The organism is Paracoccus sp. (in: a-proteobacteria) (assembly GCF_046462195.1).
GTDB lineage: Bacteria > Pseudomonadota > Alphaproteobacteria > Rhodobacterales > Rhodobacteraceae > Paracoccus.
The window spans coordinates 17,407-36,123 of record NZ_JBKGUN010000083.1; the positions used below are offsets into that span (position 1 = coordinate 17,407).

Sequence of the window (18,717 nt, forward strand, 5' to 3'; positions counted from 1 at the left end):
GGCCATGCAGGCGGGATCACGGGACTGGGACGGACTCTGGCTGGATGATGCCGCGCATCGCGGCTTCCTGATCACGGACGCCCGACGGCAGCTTGATTTCTTCGACGCCAGTCCGCGCCTCGGCGGCGGGTTCCATGTGCTCGACCTTCGGGGACGGCCGCTGCTGGGAGATCTGCAGGAACTGCACAGCACGACGCGTCTGGTGCACTCCTATGCGCTGGCGCAACTGGCTGGGCGACCGGACCGCGCCGGCATCATCGACCGGGGTATGGAATATCTCTGGACCCGGCACCGGGATGCCACGTATGGCGGCTATCTTTGGGCGCTGGACGGCGATGTGCCGGTGGAAGGGCCCAAGTTGGCCTATGGGCAGGTGTTCGTCCTGCTGGCCGCCTCCAGCGCAAGAATGGTCGGCCATCCTGATGCTGATCGCCTGCTGTCGGACGCGGCAGAGGTGCTGGACCGCCATTTCTGGGACGAGGACGCCGGACTTTTCCGGGACGAGTTCACGCGCGATTGGGAGGCGTTTTCGACCTATCGCGGCATGAATGCGAACATGCACGGTGTCGAGGCGCTGCTGGCCGCGCATGAAGCGACAGGCGAGACGGAGTATTTGTCCCGCGCTGGGCGCATCCTGAAATTCTTCATCGCAGGCCAGGCGGCTGCTCATGGCTGGCGGATCCCCGAGCATTACGACGACCAATGGAAGCCGGACCCTGATTACGCAGGCGATCCAATGTTCCGCCCGGCAGGCACGACGCCGGGCCACAGCTTTGAAATGGCGCGCCTGCTGCTGCAATGGTGGGATCTGGCGGGCAGACCAGACAGCAACGCGCCACAGCAGGCGCATGCCTTGGTTTGCACGGCACTGTCGGACGCATGGGACAACAGGCGCGGCGGCCTGATCTATACGTTGCGTCCAGATGGGTTCAAGGACAATCCAGCGCGTTATTGGTGGCCGGTGACCGAGGCACTTGGCGCGCTGGCGGCATCGATCAAGCTGGAGCCGCAGCCGGAGGACGAGGCGTGGTATCGCCGCTTGTGGCAGTTCGCCAGCGTCCGGCTGATCGATCACGAACGTGGCGGCTGGTTCCCCGAGCTTGGCGACGATGACAATCCCGCGCAGCATCAGTTCAAAGGCAAGCCGGATCTTTATCATGCCTTGCAGGCGGATCTGCTGCCTCTGGCGCCGGGATTGTCCCGTCACGGCACCGGGCTGCATGAGCTTCGCCCCCTGGCGGTCACTGAAGGACCAGGCTGAGGCTTTGCGTGACACATCTCCCATCCTTGGGAGGACGGGAGCAGGCGGCAGCCACCGCAAGGCGAGTGACTGCCGCATTGGTACACAATTTTGCTGCCGGACCATGTGTCGCGGAACCCGTTGACTACTCGGCGATTGACCTGCGCCCGGTGCTGCCATAGCGCCTTGTTCCCTGACCCCAACCCACCTGACAGGAGCCTGCAATGCGGATGAAGATTGACGTTGCCCTAGACTACCGCCTTGAAGCTCCCGGACCGGCCCTTCTGGTAATCGAAGCGGCCGGCGTCACGGGCCAGACGATCCACGAGGCGTCGATCGACCTGGGTCAGCCTGCCCATCTGGCCCGCGTCCCGGGCGAAGAAGGTATCGGAGAACGGATCGTCATGCGCGCCAACGACCGCATGACCTGCCATTATTCGGCCGAGGTCGAGGTCACCCGCCCGCGCCCCGACCTGTCGCGCCTGCAACCGGTCGAGGTCGAGCACATGCCGGGCGATGCCCTGCGCTATCTGCTGCCTTCGCGCTATTGCCCGACCGAGCGGTTTGCCCATTTTGTGGGCTCGCGCTTTGGCGACACGCGGGGCGGTGCCCGCGTCGTAGCGCTGCGGGATTGGGTGGAGCGGAACCTGGATTACGTGTCCGGGTCCAGCGACGGCAACACGACCGCCGCCGACACCTTTCTGGACCGCCGCGGGGTTTGTCGCGATTACGCCCATTTGCTGATCACGCTGTGCCGGGCGTCGCAAATCCCGGCGCGCATCGCCAGCGTTTATGCCCCGTCGGTCGAGCCGCAGGATTTCCATGCCGTGGCCGAGGTGTATCTGTCAGGCGAGTGGCATCTGGTCGATGCGACCGGGATGGCCACGGCCGACAGCATGGCCATGGTCGCCGTGGGCCGGGATGCGACGGACGTCGCCTTCCTGACAACCATCACGGGGGCGAACCTGCAGACCCAGACCGTTTCGGTCCGGCAACTGGTGTGAACGCTCACACCAGGGCAGCGGCGATCAGCAGCGCGGCCATTACGGCCACTGCGCGCCGGTAAAGGCCGATCCCTCGCAGCAGATCACCGACCTGCGGGTCGGGTGCGCCGCCATTCAGCCAGGGTTCGTCCGCAACGCGGTCTGCATAAGCGCGCGGGCCTGAGAGTCGCACCCCAAGTGCCCCGGCCATTGCGCCCTCGGGCCAGCCCGCATTGGGCGAACGATGCGCAGGGGCGTCGCGGCGTGCACAGCCCAAGGCCCGGCCCGCACCCGGACCCGAGGCAAGCGCGATCAGCAGGGCAGTCAGACGTGCGGGGATCAGGTTTGCCACATCATCCAACCGTGCCGCGAACATGCCGAAAGCCTCATGACGCGGCGTGCGGTGCCCGATCATCGAATCCAGCGTGTTGATCGCCTTGTAGGCGGCGATACCCGGAAGTCCGCCGACAGCCGCCCAGAACAGGGGCGCGATGACTCCGTCGCTGGTATTCTCGGATAAGCTCTCCAAGCTGGCGCGGCACAGGGCGGCCTCGTCGGCGCGGCGGACGTCGCGCCCGACGATCATTGCCGTCGCCTGCCTTGCATCCTGTAGATTTCCGGCAGCCAATGGACGTGCCACAGCCTGCAGGTGCTGATCCAGCGACCGCGCGGCGACCAGCGGCCATGCCATGATGGCCGCCCCCCACAGGCCCAGCCATGACTGGAGCATGACGGCCGGAGCAATTGCCGCCGCCACGACCAGCATGGCCGCCGCCGCTCCCTTGAGGCGCTTCATGTCGCCCCGATTCATGTCTCGATCGAGCCGAGCGATCAGTCGGCCGAGCCATGTGACAGGATGGCCGATCCGGCGGTAAATGCCTTCAGGCCAGCCGATCAGCGCATCGATGATCAGAGCCACTGCCGCGATCATGGCCATGGCTCAGATCCTGCCGGTCACGTTGACGCATTCGACGGCCCAGACGTCGCCGGCGCGGCGCAGCACCGTCAGTGACAGCGGCGCCACGGCAAAGGACAGGGCGGCGGGGCCCACGACCATCGACAGCGCGGCGCGCACTGTCCCTGCATGCGCAACCACCAGGCTGTGCCCAGTCAGTCCGCACAGAACGGGTATCGCACGCGCTGCCATGTCTTCGAAACTTTCGCCGCCCTCAGGCCGATAACGAGCCAGTTCAGCGGGCGAAAGCGGGCCCAAATCCGGCAGGCGTTCCGCGGGCAGTCCTTCCCATGCGCCCAGATCCTGTTCCCAAAGGTCAGGCTCCAGCCCGTCGACCTTCAGGCCCAGCGCCTCCGCAGTCTGGCGGCAACGCAGCGCCGGGCTGGCCAGCACCCTGGATGGGCGGCCTATCCGTGCCATCAGCCATGCCAAGGCCGCATCATCCGAACAATCCGCCGGCACGTCGCGCCGTCCGGCCATCAGGCCGCCTGCCAGACTGGGTGCGTGACGCAGGATCGAAAGCTGCATGGGTGTCTCCGTCGTTTGGCGCCTGTCTGGCCTGCAGCGCCCCAAGGAGCAAGCCCGCGTTTCTGTTGACGCGACGCGCTTGGTGGGCGCAGCCTGTGCTTGACGCGCGGTGCGGGGTCGCGCTATGGAAATGAACAAACGTTCAATAACCGGGGAGGGTGGTTGCGATGTTCAATCGAGGCATGGAGTTCGATCTGGGCGAAGATGTGAACGCGCTGCGCGAGATGGTGCACCGTTGGGCCCAGGATCGGGTTGCTCCGCTTGCGCCCGAGGTTGATCGCACGAACGCCTTCCCGAACCAGTTGTGGGCCGAGATGGGCGAACTGGGCCTTCTGGGCATCACCGTTTCCGAGGAATGGGGCGGTGCGGGCATGGGCTATCTGGCCCATGTGATCGCGATCGAGGAAATGGCCCGCGCCAGCGCCAGCATCAGTCTGTCCTATGGTGCGCATTCGAACCTTTGCGTGAACCAGATCAAGCTGAACGGGACGGATGATCAACGGGCACGGTATCTGCCGAAACTGTGTTCGGGCGAACATGTCGGCGCACTGGCCATGTCCGAGGAAGGGGCAGGCAGCGACGTTGTCGGCATGAAGCTGCGCGCGGAAAAGCGGAACGACCGTTACGTCCTGAATGGCAGCAAGTACTGGATCACCAACGCGCCAGACGCCCACACGCTGGTTGTTTATGCCAAGACGGACCCGGAGGCGGGCAGCCGCGGCATCACAGCCTTCATCGTCGAGCGCGGCATGGCCGGATTTTCCACCAGTCCCCATTTCGACAAGCTGGGCATGCGCGGCTCGAACACCGGAGAACTGATCTTCGACGATTGCGAGCTCCCGTTCGAAAATGTCCTGGGCGAAGAAGGCCGTGGCGTCCGCGTGCTGATGTCGGGGCTGGACTACGAACGGGCTGTTCTGGCGGGCATCGGCACCGGCATCATGGCCGCCTGCCTCGATCAGGTCATGCCCTACATGGCCGAGCGCAAGCAGTTCGGACAGCCCATCGGGTCCTTTCAGCTGATGCAGGCCAAGATCGCGGACATGTATGTCGCCCTGAACACGTCACGCGCTTATGTTTATGAGGTGGCACGCGCCTGCGACGCAGGCAAGGTGACACGACAGGACGCCGCGGGTGCCGTGCTCTACGCCAGCGAACAGGCGATGGTGCAGGCCCATCAGGCGGTTCAGGCCTTTGGCGGCGCAGGATTCCTCAACGACAGCGTGGTCAGCCGCCTGTTCCGCGATGCCAAGCTGATGGAGATCGGCGCCGGGACCAGCGAGATCCGGCGCATGCTGATCGGACGCGAGCTGATGGGTCTGGTCTGATGCGCGCCTTGCTGCTGCTGGCTGGCCTTGCCGCGCCTGCCGTGGCACAGGACGTGCCGGTGTTCGATCCTGCACCGCTGCTGGCTTGTCTGGAAAACGAAAGCGAAGACTGCATAGGCTTGGCAACTGCTGCATGCATGGAGGCTTCGGGCGGGGACACGACCTATGGCATGTCCTATTGCCTGGAGCAGGAAAGCGATCTTTGGGATCAACACCTGAACGCGAATTATGCCGAAGTCCGCGATCGTGCCCGCGCCGCCGACCAAGGGTTGGTCGCAACCGACCGGCAGGAACCGGCACTGCAGGACATGCAGCGGCGCTGGATCGCCTATCGCGATGCGGCCTGTGCCTTCGAGGCCGCGCGGTGGAGTGGCGGGACCGGCGCGGGCCCGGCCGCGCACCAATGCATCTTGACCCTGACCGCCCGGCAGGCGCTGTGGCTGGGCGAATATCTGGATGAAGGGCGCTGATTTCATGGTCCGCACACTTGCTCATACCGACTATCAGCAGCTTCGTCGCGACTTTCGCTGGGCATTTCCGGCGCGTCTGAACATGGCTGACCAGTGCATGGCGCATGACCCGTCGCATGTCGCCATCATCGAGTATGGGCCGGAGCTGCGTCACGTCACCCATGGCGAACTGGCCGCCATGACGGACCGGCTGGCCCATGTGCTGGCGGCCGCACGCGGTGACCGCGTGGGGGTTCTGAGGACACAATCGGCCTGGACTGCCGCCGCTCATCTGGCAATCTGGAAATCGGCGGCCATCTCGGTCCCGTTGTTCAAGCTGTTCGGGCCCGACGCCTTGGCGTTGCGGCTGCGCGATGCGGACATCAGGACGGTCATTGCCGACCCCGAAGGCCGTGCGATGCTGGCACCTTTCGATGATCTGCGCGTGATCGTGCCGGAAGAAGGGCTGCCCGACGCAGGACCCTTTGTGACCCGGGAAACCGGGCCCGAGGATCCGGCCCTGATCATCTATACATCCGGCACGACCGGCGCGCCCAAGGGGGCATTGCACGGACATCGCGTCCTGACCGGCCATCTGCCGGGGGTCGAGATGAGCCATGATCTGCTGGGGCAGCTAGGTGACGTGATCTGGACCCCAGCGGACTGGGCATGGATCGGCGGCCTGTTCGATGTCGCCATGCCCGGGCTGGCGCTTGGCGTTCCGGTAGTGGCCGCGCGGATGGCGCGGTTCGATCCTGCGGCGGCTGCCACACTGATCGCCGACTGCAAGGTGCGCAACGTGTTCTTTCCGCCGACTGCGCTGAAGATGCTCAAGGCCACCAATGCGGTCATTCCCAGCCTGCGCAGCGTGGCTTCGGGGGGCGAAACACTGGGTGCCCAGGTGCTGGACTGGGGGCGGCAGGCCTTCGGGCTGACGATCAATGAGTTCTATGGCCAGACCGAATGCAACATGGCCGTCTCGGCCTCTGCTGCGATGTTCGCGACCCGGCCGGGGGACATCGGCCGCGCCGTCCCGGGCTTCGATGTTGCGGTCATCGACGACGACGGCAATCCCGTTGCAGGCGAGGGCGACATCGCCATCGCGCGAAACGCGGGCAGCATGATGTTGGGTTATTGGCAGAACCCGCAGGCAACGTCCGGCAAGTTTCGCGGTGACTGGATGGTCACCGGGGACCGCGGCATCATCGAGGATGGCGCAGTGCGTTTTGTCGGACGGGATGATGATGTCGTCACATCTGCCGGCTACCGAATCGGGCCTTCGGAAATCGAGGACTGCCTGCTGCGCCATCCGGCCGTTGCGCAGGTGGGCGTGGTCGGCAAGCCGGACCCGCTGCGGACCCAGATCGTCAAGGCCTATGTCGTGCTGCGGCCTGGCTTTGCTCCGGATGAGGCGCTGGTGACAGAGCTTCAGGACTTTGCCCGCCGGCAGTCGGCTGCCCATTCCTATCCGCGGGAAATCGCATTTCTCGATGCGCTGCCGATGACGGTGACGGGCAAGGTGATGCGCCGCGAGTTGCGCAAGCGGGCCGAGGAAGAGTGATCATGACCATCGTCCGACCTTTGACGAATGTAAAGGAGTGACCATGAAGCTGCAAAGCCAGATCCTGTCCGGGTCGGACGCCTTTCGCACCAACCGCGAAGCGCACCTGGCGCTGCTGGACACTGTGCGCGATGCGGCGGAGGCCGCGGCCGCGGGTGGCGGCCCCAAGGCGATGGAGCGCCATGTCAGCCGCGGCAAGATGCCCCCGAGAGAACGTGTCGCGAACCTGCTGGACGCGGGCAGCCCCTTCCTGGAGGTCGGGGCCCTGGCTGCGCACGGCCTTTATGACGGAGCTGCCCCGGCAGCCGGGGTGATTGCGGGGATCGGCCGCGTGCACGGGCAGGACGTGATGGTCGTGGCGAACGATGCGACGGTCAAGGGTGGCACCTATTACCCGATGACCGTGAAAAAGCATCTCCGCGCTCAGGAAATCGCCGAGGAATGCCATCTGCCCTGCATCTATCTGGTCGACAGCGGTGGCGCCAACCTGCCGAACCAGGACGAGGTCTTTCCCGACCGCGACCACTTCGGACGCATCTTCTTCAACCAGGCGCGGATGAGCGCCAAGGGCATCCCACAGATCGCCGTGGTCATGGGGTCCTGCACGGCGGGCGGGGCCTATGTTCCGGCCATGTCCGACGTGACGATCATCGTGCGCGGGCAGGGGACCATCTTTCTGGCAGGGCCGCCACTGGTCAAGGCGGCGACTGGCGAGGTCGTGACGGCCGAGGATCTGGGCGGCGGCGATGTTCACACCCGGCTGTCCGGGGTCTCCGATTACCTGGCCGAGGATGATGCCCATGCCTTGGCCATGGCCCGGCGTGCCGTCATGAACCTCAACCGGCAACCGGCGGGCTCGGTACGCTGGCAGGCGCCTGAACCGCCCGCCTTTGATCCCGATGACATTCTGGGCATCGTGCCCGCCGACCTGCGCACCCCCTACGACATCCGCGAGGTGATTGCCCGCATCGTCGATGGCAGCCGCTTTGACGAGTTCAAGGCCCGTTTCGGCGAAACGCTGGTGACCGGCTTTGCCCATGTCGAAGGCTGCCCGATCGGGATCATCGCCAACAACGGCGTCCTTTTCAGCGAGGCGGCGCAAAAGGGAGCGCATTTCATCGAACTGTGCAGCCAGCGCGGCATCCCCCTGGTGTTCCTGCAGAACATCACCGGCTTCATGGTCGGTCGCAAATACGAGAACGAAGGGATTGCGCGCCACGGGGCCAAGATGGTGACGGCTGTCGCGACGACGGCAGTCCCCAAGATCACCATGCTGGTCGGCGGCAGCTTTGGCGCCGGCAATTACGGCATGGCAGGCCGTGCCTATTCCCCGCGCTTCCTGTGGACCTGGCCCAACAGCCGCATCAGCGTGATGGGCGGCGAACAGGCAGCAGGCGTTCTGGCCACCGTGCGGCGCGACGGGATTGAGCGCCAGGGTGGCACTTGGCTGCCCGAGGAAGAGGCCGAGTTCAAGCGTCCGACGATCGAGATGTTCGAACGGCAGAGCCATCCCCTCTATGCTTCGGCGCGGCTGTGGGATGACGGCATCATCGATCCGCGCAAGTCGCGCGACGTGCTGGCCCTGTCGTTGCGGGCATCACTGAATGCGCCGATCGAGCCGACGCGCTTCGGCCTCTTCCGGATGTGAGGGAGGTATGGCGATTCCTTGGAATGGCAAGGTTGATGGCCCTGACCGGGCCCCGTGGCAGGCCTGCGCGGCCTGCATCTGTGCAGTTCGGGACACGCCAACGGGCGCGTCTTTCGGGACCCGTGATCTGAGGAAAGGTCTGCCATGTTCGACAAGATCCTGATCGCCAACCGGGGCGAGATCGCCTGCCGCGTCATCGACACATGCCGCCGGCTGGGAATTTCGACCGTCGCCGTCTTTTCCGATGTCGACCGCGGCGCGCGCCACGTCGCGATGGCGGATCAGGCCGTTCATCTGGGCGGTCCCGCACCGGCCGACAGCTATCTTCGTGGCGATGCGATCATCGCGGCGGCGCGGGCGTCGGGTGCCCAGGCCATTCATCCGGGCTATGGGTTCCTGTCCGAAAACCCGGATTTCGTCGACGCTGTCCAGGCGGCGGGACTGGTCTTCATCGGCCCCTCGGCCAGTGCGATCCGCGCGATGGGCCTGAAGGATGCTGCCAAGGCCCTGATGCAGGAAGCGGGGGTGCCGGTTGTCCCGGGCTATCACGGCGCCGATCAGGACCCCGCCTTTCTGGGTGAACAGGCCGCAGCCATCGGTTACCCTGTCCTGATCAAGGCGGTTGCAGGAGGGGGCGGCAAGGGCATGCGCCGCGTGGATGATGCGGAGGACTTCGCCGATGCGCTGGCCTCCGCCCGGTCCGAGGCGCAGAACGCCTTCGGCAACCCGGTCGTCCTGATCGAGAAATACGTGCTGCAGCCCCGCCACATCGAGGTTCAGGTCTTTGGAGACGGGACGCGCGCGGTCCACCTGTTCGAACGCGACTGCTCGCTCCAGCGGCGCCACCAGAAGGTCATCGAGGAAGCGCCGGCCCCCGGCATGACGGCCGAGATGCGCGCGGCCATGGGGGATGCCGCCGTTCGTGCGGCCGAAGCCATCGGCTATTCCGGGGCAGGCACGATCGAGTTCATCGTGGACGGCAGTGACGGTCTGCGCCCCGACCGCTTCTGGTTCATGGAAATGAATACGCGTCTTCAGGTCGAGCATCCGGTGACCGAGGCGATCACCGGGATCGATCTGGTGGAATGGCAGCTGCGCGTTGCCAGCGGTGAATCCCTTCCGGCGCGGCAGGAGGATCTGTCGATCCGCGGCCATGCCTTCGAGGCGCGGCTTTATGCCGAGGATGTGCCCGCCGGTTTCCTGCCCGCCACGGGGCGGCTGGCGCATCTGCACTTTCCCGATCATGCCCGCATCGAGACGGGCGTGCGCACGGGCGATGCCATCAGCCCTTGGTACGATCCGATGATCGCCAAGGTGGTGACCCATGGAGCGACCCGCGCGGTTGCGCTGCGCGCCCTGGAGCAGGCGCTGGTCGATACCGGGGTTGCGGGCTCGGTCACCAACCTGGACTTCCTGATCGCCCTGACGCGCCACGACGGCTTTCGCCGGGGCGAGGTCGACACCGGCCTGATCGGGCGCGACCTGGAGGCGCTGATCGGAGCCTCTGTCCCTGGTGATCGGGCACAGGTCCTGGCGGTGATCGGGCTGGCTGGCCTTGCCGATCCTGCCGCCCGTGGCGGCATGACGCTGTGGCAGCCTCTTCGCCGCACGGTGGCCTGGGACGGTGGCAGCGCCATCTTAGAGGTATTGGGACCCGGAGCGGCGCGTGTCACGCTGGAGGGCCCGCACGAAGTTCGCTGGCAAGGTGACCGCTGGTGGGTCGACGGCGACCTTTGCCGCGAACGGATCGTCTGCCACAGGGCGGGCGTCAGCGTCTTTGGCGGGCATACCGTGCATCTGGCAGCCTTGGACCCGCTGGCGCGAGCAGGGGCGGATGATGGCGGCGACGGGCTGACGCGGTCTCCCATGCCGGGGCTGGTCAAGGCGGTGCATGTCAGTCAGGGCCAGCACGTCAAGGCCGGCGACCGGCTGGCCGTGCTGGAGGCCATGAAGATGGAGCACAGCCTGACCGCCGCCCGTGACGGCATCGTGGCCGAGGTCCTGGCGCAGGCCGGCGATCAGGTCGAGGCAGGCGCCGCCCTGATCCGGCTGGACGAGGTCACCGATGGCTGAACGCGTCGAGATCTTCGAGATGGGCCCGCGCGACGGCCTGCAGAACGAAAAGCGGCTGATCCCTGCCGCAGACAAGATCGCCCTGGTCGATCTTTTGTCGCAGGCAGGGTTCCGCCGGATCGAGGTGACCAGCTTCGTATCGCCGCGATGGGTCCCGCAGATGGCGGACGCGGCTCAGGTCATGGCGGGGATCACGCGCGCCCTGGGTGTCGGCTATGCGGTCCTGACGCCAAACCTCAGGGGGTACGAGGCGGCGCAAGCGGCGGGCGCGGATGAAGTGGCGATCTTTGCCAGCGCATCGGAAGGTTTCAGCCGCGCCAACCTCAACGCCTCGATCGCGGACAGTCTGGAGCGTCTTTCCGCTGTCGCCGCGGCCGCACAGGCTGCCGGCATTCCGCTGCGCGGCTATATCAGCGTGGTGACCGACTGCCCGTTCGACGGCCCGACCCCGCCGGCGCAGGTGGCGCGGGTGGCGGCGGCGTTGCGGGACATGGGCTGCCACGAGATCAGCTTGGGTGACACGATCGGGCAGGGCCGTCCCGAGACGATTGACGCCATGCTGTCGGCCGTTCTGGACGAACTGCCCTCCCAGAAACTGGCAGGCCATTACCATGACACTGCCGGTCGCGCCCTTGCGAATGTGGACGCAAGCCTTGCGCGCGGCCTGCGCATCTTCGACGCTGCGGTGGGGGGCTTAGGTGGCTGTCCCTATGCCCCGGGTGCAGCGGGCAATGTCGCGACCGAAGCCTTGGCTGAGCATCTGGAAGACCGCGGCTTTCACCATGGCTTGGACATGAACATCATCCAGCGGGCGGCGGACATGGCCCGCGCATTGAGGGAGGGCACCCATGCCTGACACGATCCGCATCCAGACCGATGGCCGGGGGGTGGCGACCCTGTGGCTGGCGCGACCGGACAAGCACAACGCCCTGTCCCGCCAGATGATGGACGAGGTGACCGAGGCAGCCAATGATCTGGGCCAGGATCCGGCGGTGCGTGTGGTTGTGCTGGCGGGCGAAGGAACCAGCTTTTGCGCAGGCGGCGACCTTGGCTGGATGCGCCAGCAGATGCAGGCCGACCAGGAGACACGGCGCGAAGGCGCGCGTGCACTGGCGGGGATGCTGTCGGCCCTGAACGAGATGCCGCGTCCCCTGGTTGCGCGGGTGCAGGGCAATGCGTTCGGCGGCGGCGTCGGCATAATGTCGGTCAGCGACATCGCCATCGTGGCCAGTACAGCAAGATTTGGCCTGACCGAGGTGCGCCTTGGCCTGATTCCGGCGACGATCGGGCCGTATGTCGTTGCCCGCATGGGCGAGGACAAGGCGCGGCGCGTGTTCTTCTCGGCCCGAATCTTTGATGCAGAGGAAGCCGTGGGCCTGAACCTTGCCACGAGAATGGTCGCACCTGACGAACTGGACGCGGCCGTCGACGCAGAGGTGACGCCTTTTCTGCAGGGAGCACCCCAAGCCATCGCGGCTGCCAAGGCGCAATGTCGCGCACTGGGCGCACGCATCGACCAGGCCGTGATCGAGGACAGTATCGACAGGCTGGTGGCCGTCTGGGAGGGCCACGAGGCAGTGGAAGGCATCAACGCCTTTTTTGACAAGCGAAAGCCAGACTGGCTGGGCAGCGGCCGGTCGTGATGCGGCCTGCTGCCGGCTGCGCCGATCGATGGCATCTTTTTGCGTCGCGGCCAGAAACAAAAACCCCGCCACACGAGTGGCGGGGTTGAAGAACGACTCGGAACGGCGCGATCACATGCCCTGATACAGTGGGAAGCGGGCGCAGAGTTCGGCAACCTCGCCGCGAACCTTGGCCTCGACCTCGCTGTTGCCGTCCTCACCATGGGCGGCCAGACCGTCCACCACCTCGATGATCCAGCGGGCAATCTGGCGGAACTCGGACTCGGCAAAGCCGCGGGTGGTGCCGGCAGGCGCGCCCAGTCGGATGCCCGAAGTCACAAAGGGCTTTTCCGGGTCGAACGGCACGCCGTTCTTGTTGCAGGTGATGTGCGCGCGGCCAAGGGCTGCCTCGGTCGCCTTGCCGGTCACGCCCTTGGGGCGCAGGTCAGCCAGGCAAAGGTGGTTGTCGGTGCCTCCCGACACGATGTCGATGCCGCCCTTCATCAACTCGTCCGCCATGGCCTGCGCGTTCTTGACCACCTGTGCGGCATAGGTCTTGAATTCGGGGCGCAGCGCCTCGCCGAAGGCCACGGCCTTGGCGGCGATGACATGCATCAGCGGCCCGCCCTGCAGGCCGGGGAACACGGCCGAATTGATCTTTTTCGCGATGTCCGCGTCATTCGTCAGGATCAGGCCACCGCGCGGCCCGCGCAGCGACTTGTGCGTGGTCGAGGTGACGACATGTGCGTGCGGAATGGGCGAAGAGTGCTGGCCCCCTGCGACCAGACCCGCGATATGGGCCATGTCCACCATCAGATAGGCACCGACCTCATCCGCGATCTTGCGGAAGGCGGCCCAATCCCAGACGCGACTATAGGCCGTGCCGCCGGCGACGATCAGCTTGGGCTTGTTCTGGCGCGCGCTTTCAGCGATCGCCTCCATGTCCAGGAGCTGGTCCTGCTGGCGCACGCCATAGCTGACCACGTTGAACCACTTGCCCGACATGTTCACCGGTGACCCATGCGTCAGGTGCCCGCCCGAGTTCAGGTCGAGGCCCATGAAGGTGTCGCCCGGCTGCAGCAGGGCCAGGAACACGGCCTGGTTCATCTGGCTGCCGCTGTTGGGCTGGACGTTGGCATAGTCGCAGCCGAACAGTTCTTTCGCCCGCTCGATCGCCAGGTTCTCGGCGATGTCGACATACTGGCAGCCGCCGTAATAACGCTTGCCGGGATAGCCTTCGGCATATTTGTTGGTCAGGACCGAACCCTGCGCCTCCAGCACGGCGCGGCTGACGATGTTTTCCGAGGCGATCAATTCGATCTCGTCGCGCTGACGGCCCAATTCCTGGGTGATGGCCTTGGCGATGTCGGGATCGCGGCTGGTCAGGGTCTCGGTGAAAAAGCCATTGTCGCGGGTGGGGGCGTTCATGGGTCTCGCGTCCTTTTCGTAGCTGGAGCGGCTGAGGTTGCGGCCTTCTACTCCAACACCCTTTGCGCGGAAAGTGTCAAAACGACCACAGGCGACCGCACTGCGGCAAGGGCAGGCGGCGGGGCTTGTCTTTGCGGCGCCCTCGCGTGATGCTGCGGGCCATTAAGGGGAGCGGACTGGCTGATGACGCCCAGAATACATTTCACCGCCAGCCAGGCTGAACCGGCGCTGGCGGCGCTCGCCGCACTGACGGCGCGTTACGGCAACGCCCCTCTGGAGCGGGCGCAGGTCGTCGTGGCACTGGGCGGGGACGGGTTCATGCTGCAAACACTGCACACTATCCAGGGGCGGGACCTTCCGGTTTACGGCATGAACAGGGGCACCGTCGGATTTCTGATGAACACCTATGGCCAGGATGACTTGCCCGACCGGCTCGCCGCAGCCGAGGAAGCCGTCATCAATCCGCTGAGGATGAATGCGACCTGTGCCAACGGCAGCAGCCACGAGGCACTGGCCATCAATGAGGTCAGCCTGCTGCGCGAAGGTCCTCAGGCCGCCAAGCTCCGCATCCACGTCGACGGGCGCCTGCGGATGGAGGAACTGGTCTGCGACGGAGCGCTTGTGGCCACGCCCGCAGGGTCCACAGCCTACAACTATTCGGCTCATGGTCCGATCCTGCCGATCAATTCCGAGGTTCTGGCGCTGACGGCCATCGCTCCCTTCCGTCCCCGGCGCTGGCGGGGCGCCTTGCTGCCCAAGGCGGCCGAGGTGGTGGTCGAGGTGCTGAATCCCGAGCGCCGCCCTGTCATGGCCGACGCGGACAGCCGTTCGGTCCGGCATGTGACGCGCGTGCAAATCCGCAGCGCACAGGACATCCGCCACCGCCTGTTGTTCGACAGCGGCCATGGCCTGGAAGAACGGCTGCTGCGCGAACAGTTCGTTTAAACAGTCAGCCGGCGCAGATCTGCTGCAGGGCCAGCCATTGTTCATCCGTCAGCAGATCCACAGGGGGCGTCCCGCTGCGGATCGGGTCGGCCTCGATCAGGGGCAGCATGGCTGCCCCGGTCGGGTCGATGCTGCGCGCATAAGGTTCAGTGGACAGACCCCGTTCGGCAAAGGCTGCGGGCAAGGCGGCCATGTCCGGCCGGGGCAGGGGCTGGCTCAGCATCGCTTCGCCCAAACCTTCCATTGCCTTCTGCGGCAGGGTGCCCAAGGTCATCAACCGCAGCGAGGCCATCAGGCCCCCGTGGCGAAGTGCCTCCAACGTGACCTGATGATCGTCACGCGCCATCCTTGCCGCCACAAGGTGACCCGCCGCGGCCTCGGGGCCCGGGGTCGCCATCAGCAGATCGTTGCCCAGAACATAAAGCTCTCCTGGCAGGCGCCTCGCCCCATTGATGGGGCCCGGCAGGACCTGCGCCAGCGCACCGGACCCGATCAAGTCCGGGGTGATCCAGTTCAGCACCTGCTGTCCCGAATTGCGGCGGCAAACACTGCCCGCCGTGTCTTCCATGTCGCGCAGGATGGCCAGACCGATCGTTCGCGCCTGTGCAGGAGGGGCGATCGCGGCCGCGTGACGGATCAGCGCATCGGGCAGCCAGACAACAGCGCCGATGAGCATGGCCAGAACGGCCAAGCCGGTCACCACGCCGCGCAACCGCCCGCGCCGGGTCCCGCGATGTGCAGCGATGACCTGCTGCACGCGCTCGATCGCATCGATCATCAGGGGGTCGTCGATCTCGACCGTCTCGTCGGGCAGCGTCGTGCTGGGCGTGTACAGGGCTGGCAGAGTGTCACCGTTCAACCGCGTGACGGCCGGCAGCGACCAATGCGACAAGGGCCGGTCCGTTCGCGGGTCCATCAGGGTCAGGGTGGCCTTGCCCACGGACACGACCACCTCACGCGGAGCAACATCCGGCGTCTCGCGCCACATTCCCTGTGCCTCGAGCCGTTGAAATTCTGTCAATGCCGTCATGAGTTTGACACGGTCGAGGGTGATCCTATCGGTTCACCGAACCATAGCGCCGCGCCGCCTGCCGTCAATCGGCTGCGCGGTGCTCATATGCGGTCATTCGGCCGTCTCGACGATCTGCATACCTTTTTCCCGGGCGAGGGCACGCATGCGCTCCTGCAGCTTTTCAAAGGCGCGAACCTCGATCTGGCGAATCCGCTCGCGCGAGACACCATAGCGTGCAGAAAGATCCTCCAATGTCATCGGATCGTCGCGCAGCCGCCGCTCCATCAGGATGTCGCGCTCGCGGTCGTTCAATACATCCATGGCGCCGACCAGCATGCGGCGGCGGGTGTCTAGTTCCTCGGTCTCGGCATAGCTTTCGGCCTGATTGGCGTCCGTATCTTCCAGCCAGTCCTGCCATTGGGCCGCCGATTCTCCATCTCCCGATCCGACCTGCGCATTCAGCGAGGCATCGCCACCCGACAGGCGGCGGTTCATATCGATCACCTCCTGCTGGGTTACATTCAATTCCGTCGCGATCTGAGCGACGTTCTCGGGACGAAGATCACCCTCTTCAAGCGCGCCGATCTTGGACTTTGCCTTGCGCAGGTTGAAGAACAGCTTTTTCTGCGCGCTGGTCGTCCCCATCTTCACCAGCGACCATGACCGCAGGATGTACTCTTGGATCGAGGCACGGATCCACCACATCGCATAGGTTGCAAGGCGGAAACCACGCTCAGGGTCGAAACGCTTGACGGCCTGCATCAGCCCGACATTGGCCTCGCTGATAACCTCGGCCTGCGGCAGGCCGTATCCACGATAACCCATGGCAATCTTGGCGGCGAGGCGCAGGTGACTGGTGACCAGCCTGTGTGCAGCCTCGCTGTCCTCATGATCGGCCCAAGCCTTGGCGAGCATGTATTCTTCTTCAGGCTCCAGCAGCGGGAACTTCCGGATCTCTTGCAGATAGCGGTTCAGGCCCTGTTCCGGACTGGGGGCGGGAAGGTTACCATAAGACGCCATGAGATTTGCCTTTCGCAGAGATCGACGAACGCGCCTTGACGCAGTCAGGTTCCCGACCACGTGGATACCAAGGTTGGACCGCTGAAGGGCAAGCCTGCCGGCTACTTCTCTCTTCGCGGTTATCGAAGATGGGATCCGAGCGCGGACCTGTCAAGATCCATTTCAGAAAAACAGGGCTCTTTCAGTGGCCTTGAACATCTTCCTTGAACTATGGCGCCCTGCCTGGCACCCCCTTCAGAGCATCCAGCAGCCCTTGCATGTCATCGGGAAGGGGGCTGTCAAAGCCGAGCACCTTTCCATTGACAGGATGGGTGAATCCCAGATGCGCGGCATGCAGTGCCTGACGGGGGAAAGCCTGCACTGCTTCTGCTGCCCGGCCCAAGGCGCGGGTGGAGGCACGGCGCGACCCGCCGTAAACAGGGTCGCCGATCAGGCCCAGACCCGCATGCGCCATGTGGACGCGGATCTGGTGTGTCCGCCCCGTTTCCAACTGACACTGAACCAGCATGGCCACGGGTGGTGTGCCGAACCGCTCCAAAAGACGAGCACGCGTGACCGCGTGGCGCCCCTTGTCAAAATAAACGGCCTGCTTCTGGCGATCCGTCGGATGGCGCGAAAGATGCGTAGCGATGCGCAGGACACCGCCGTCCTCGAAGCTGACACCCGGCGTTCCCCGCAAACGCGGATCGGCACCGTCGATGATGCCATGCGCCAGTGCCAGATACCGTCGCTGCGCAGAATGTGCCTCGAATTGTGCGGCAAGTCCATGATGGGCGCGATCCGACTTGGCAACAACCAGAAGCCCGGACGTGTCCTTGTCGATCCGGTGCACGATGCCGGGCCGCTTTTCACCTCCGATCCCTGACAGCGTGTCCCCGCAATGGGCCAGAAGGGCGTTGACCAAGGTGCCATTGGGGCTGCCCGGGGCCGGATGAACAACCATGCCGGCCGGCTTGTCGATCACGATCAGGTCATCATCTTCATAGGCGATGGAAAGGGGAATGGCCTCGGGGCGCGTCTCGACCGGCTCGGGCGGAGCAAGGGCAATATGGTATTCCTGTCCTTCCGCGACCCGGGCCTTGCCGTCTCGTGCCACGCCTTCCGGCCCAGTCACTGAGCCTTCGGCGATCAGGCGGGCCAAACGGGACCGTGACAAGGCCGCCTCCTCTGGCACAGCCAGCGCAAGCGCCTTATCAAGCCGGTCAGGCGGGTTCGCCGGAATGATCACGGATAGGTTCGACATGGCGGATGATGATACCGAATGGAAGGCTGCTGCGAAAGCCGTGCCGGAACTGCGCTTTCTCAAAACGCTTGTCACTGGCCTGACATTGGTCATGGGCCTTGGAATGATTGCCGTGGTGGCACTGCTGTGGCTGCGTCTGAGTCAACCTGTGCTGCCTGAACTGCCCGCCGCAATCACCTTGCCCCAAGGGGCTTCGGCACAAACCATCGCCTTTGCCCGCGACCGGATCGTTGTTCTGACGGACGCGGACGAGGTGCTGGTCTATGATCGATCAGGGGCACTGGTCGGGCAGGTGGTGCTTCAGATCCCCTGACCCTGTTCGCCCCCACGCCCAGCCTCGAGAGCTTCCAGACGGGCCTTCAGTTCGGCGTTTTCGGTGCGGGCCTTGATGGCCATCTCGCGCACGGCTTCGAATTCCTCACGGGTCACGAAATCACGATCCGCCAGCCAGCGGTCTATGCGGCTCTTGATGGCGGTCTCGGCCTCGGTGCGCGCGCCCTGCGCCACGCCCATGGCGTTCGTCATCAGCTTGGAGATGTCGTCGAAGATACGGTTTTGCGTGGTCATCTGGCTTGGCCCTTTGTCGCTGCTTGGCCCTTATATGGTCCGGACGGGCCCGGGGTTCAATGTTGACTCCGCTGCTTTGACCGCTAGCGTGCGCGGCGAATTGCAGCCGAGGCCC

The 18,717-nt window shown here is 65.2% G+C and carries 18 protein-coding genes; 11 read left to right on the forward strand and 7 right to left on the reverse strand.

What is annotated here, in order from left to right:
- Positions 1-4 precede the first annotated feature (4 nt).
- Both ACLHHB_RS05475 and ACLHHB_RS05480 read left to right on the forward strand, forming a co-directional pair.
- Positions 5-1,261, forward strand: a complete 1,257-nt coding sequence (locus ACLHHB_RS05475; protein ID WP_410217277.1) for an AGE family epimerase/isomerase — start codon at positions 5-7, stop codon at positions 1,259-1,261.
- Positions 1,262-1,464: 203 nt separating this feature from the next.
- Positions 1,465-2,244 carry a transglutaminase-like domain-containing protein gene (locus tag ACLHHB_RS05480; RefSeq protein WP_410217278.1) on the forward strand — a complete coding sequence of 260 codons (780 nt, stop codon included), beginning with the start codon at positions 1,465-1,467 and terminating at the stop codon, positions 2,242-2,244.
- A 4-nt stretch (positions 2,245-2,248) separates the two neighbouring features.
- Here ACLHHB_RS05480 and cbiB read toward each other — a convergent pair whose 3' ends face one another.
- Together cbiB and ACLHHB_RS05490 are read right to left on the reverse strand one after the other, a co-directional pair.
- On the reverse strand, positions 2,249-3,160 hold the full coding sequence (gene cbiB / locus ACLHHB_RS05485; RefSeq protein ID WP_410217279.1) for an adenosylcobinamide-phosphate synthase CbiB: 912 nt from the start codon (positions 3,158-3,160) through the stop codon (positions 2,249-2,251).
- Positions 3,161-3,163: 3 nt separating this feature from the next.
- Entirely contained in the window at positions 3,164-3,706 is a 543-nt protein-coding gene (locus ACLHHB_RS05490; RefSeq protein ID WP_410217280.1) for a histidine phosphatase family protein, read from the reverse strand.
- 167 nt (positions 3,707-3,873) lie between these two features.
- Here ACLHHB_RS05490 and ACLHHB_RS05495 point away from each other — a divergent pair, with 167 nt between their 5' ends.
- From ACLHHB_RS05495 to ACLHHB_RS05525, 7 genes are all read left to right on the forward strand, one after another.
- Entirely contained in the window at positions 3,874-5,034 is a 1,161-nt protein-coding gene (locus ACLHHB_RS05495) for an isovaleryl-CoA dehydrogenase (protein WP_410217281.1), read from the forward strand.
- Positions 5,034-5,504, forward strand: coding sequence for a lysozyme inhibitor LprI family protein (locus ACLHHB_RS05500; protein ID WP_410217282.1), 471 nt, complete (start codon positions 5,034-5,036; stop codon positions 5,502-5,504). The genes ACLHHB_RS05495 and ACLHHB_RS05500 overlap by 1 nt, the downstream gene beginning before the upstream one ends.
- Positions 5,505-5,508: 4 nt before the next feature.
- A complete protein-coding gene (locus tag ACLHHB_RS05505; protein ID WP_410217283.1) occupies positions 5,509-7,044 on the forward strand; it encodes an AMP-binding protein in 1,536 nt (511 codons plus the stop codon).
- Between the two features lie 43 nt (positions 7,045-7,087).
- Complete coding sequence (locus tag ACLHHB_RS05510) at positions 7,088-8,692, forward strand: carboxyl transferase domain-containing protein (protein ID WP_410217284.1); 1,605 nt, start codon at positions 7,088-7,090, stop codon at positions 8,690-8,692.
- A gap of 144 nt (positions 8,693-8,836) precedes the next feature.
- Entirely contained in the window at positions 8,837-10,765 is a 1,929-nt protein-coding gene (locus ACLHHB_RS05515; protein WP_410217285.1) for an acetyl/propionyl/methylcrotonyl-CoA carboxylase subunit alpha, read from the forward strand.
- Positions 10,758-11,621 carry a hydroxymethylglutaryl-CoA lyase gene (locus ACLHHB_RS05520; protein WP_410217286.1) on the forward strand — a complete coding sequence of 288 codons (864 nt, stop codon included), beginning with the start codon at positions 10,758-10,760 and terminating at the stop codon, positions 11,619-11,621. The genes ACLHHB_RS05515 and ACLHHB_RS05520 overlap by 8 nt, the downstream gene beginning before the upstream one ends.
- Entirely contained in the window at positions 11,614-12,408 is a 795-nt protein-coding gene (locus ACLHHB_RS05525) for a crotonase/enoyl-CoA hydratase family protein (protein WP_410217287.1), read from the forward strand. The genes ACLHHB_RS05520 and ACLHHB_RS05525 overlap by 8 nt, the downstream gene beginning before the upstream one ends.
- 111 nt (positions 12,409-12,519) lie before the next feature.
- Here the strand turns inward: ACLHHB_RS05525 and glyA are convergent, their stop codons facing one another.
- Positions 12,520-13,815, reverse strand: coding sequence for a serine hydroxymethyltransferase (glyA, locus tag ACLHHB_RS05530; protein WP_410217288.1), 1,296 nt, complete (start codon positions 13,813-13,815; stop codon positions 12,520-12,522).
- 183 nt (positions 13,816-13,998) lie between these two features.
- On the opposite strand from glyA, the gene ACLHHB_RS05535 reads away from it, so the two are divergent.
- Entirely contained in the window at positions 13,999-14,760 is a 762-nt protein-coding gene (locus ACLHHB_RS05535) for an NAD kinase (RefSeq protein ID WP_410217289.1), read from the forward strand.
- A 4-nt stretch (positions 14,761-14,764) separates the two neighbouring features.
- Here ACLHHB_RS05535 and ACLHHB_RS05540 read toward each other — a convergent pair whose 3' ends face one another.
- The 3 genes from ACLHHB_RS05540 to ACLHHB_RS05550 form a co-directional block, all read right to left on the reverse strand.
- Complete coding sequence (locus ACLHHB_RS05540; protein WP_410217290.1) at positions 14,765-15,748, reverse strand: hypothetical protein; 984 nt, start codon at positions 15,746-15,748, stop codon at positions 14,765-14,767.
- Between the two features lie 135 nt (positions 15,749-15,883).
- Positions 15,884-16,792 carry an RNA polymerase sigma factor RpoH gene (rpoH, locus tag ACLHHB_RS05545; RefSeq protein WP_410217291.1) on the reverse strand — a complete coding sequence of 303 codons (909 nt, stop codon included), beginning with the start codon at positions 16,790-16,792 and terminating at the stop codon, positions 15,884-15,886.
- Between the two features lie 208 nt (positions 16,793-17,000).
- Positions 17,001-18,035 carry an RluA family pseudouridine synthase gene (locus ACLHHB_RS05550; protein WP_410217292.1) on the reverse strand — a complete coding sequence of 345 codons (1,035 nt, stop codon included), beginning with the start codon at positions 18,033-18,035 and terminating at the stop codon, positions 17,001-17,003.
- Here ACLHHB_RS05550 and ACLHHB_RS05555 point away from each other — a divergent pair.
- The gene (locus tag ACLHHB_RS05555) at positions 18,034-18,348 is read left to right on the forward strand and encodes a DUF6476 family protein (RefSeq protein WP_410217293.1); all 315 of its coding nucleotides are present in this window, start codon (positions 18,034-18,036) and stop codon (positions 18,346-18,348) included. The two genes, ACLHHB_RS05550 and ACLHHB_RS05555, sit on opposite strands and share 2 nt — an antisense overlap.
- Here ACLHHB_RS05555 and ACLHHB_RS05560 read toward each other — a convergent pair.
- Positions 18,336-18,602, reverse strand: a complete 267-nt coding sequence (locus tag ACLHHB_RS05560; protein WP_410217294.1) for an accessory factor UbiK family protein — start codon at positions 18,600-18,602, stop codon at positions 18,336-18,338. The genes ACLHHB_RS05555 and ACLHHB_RS05560 overlap by 13 nt on opposite strands.
- Positions 18,603-18,717: the final 115 nt, after the last annotated feature.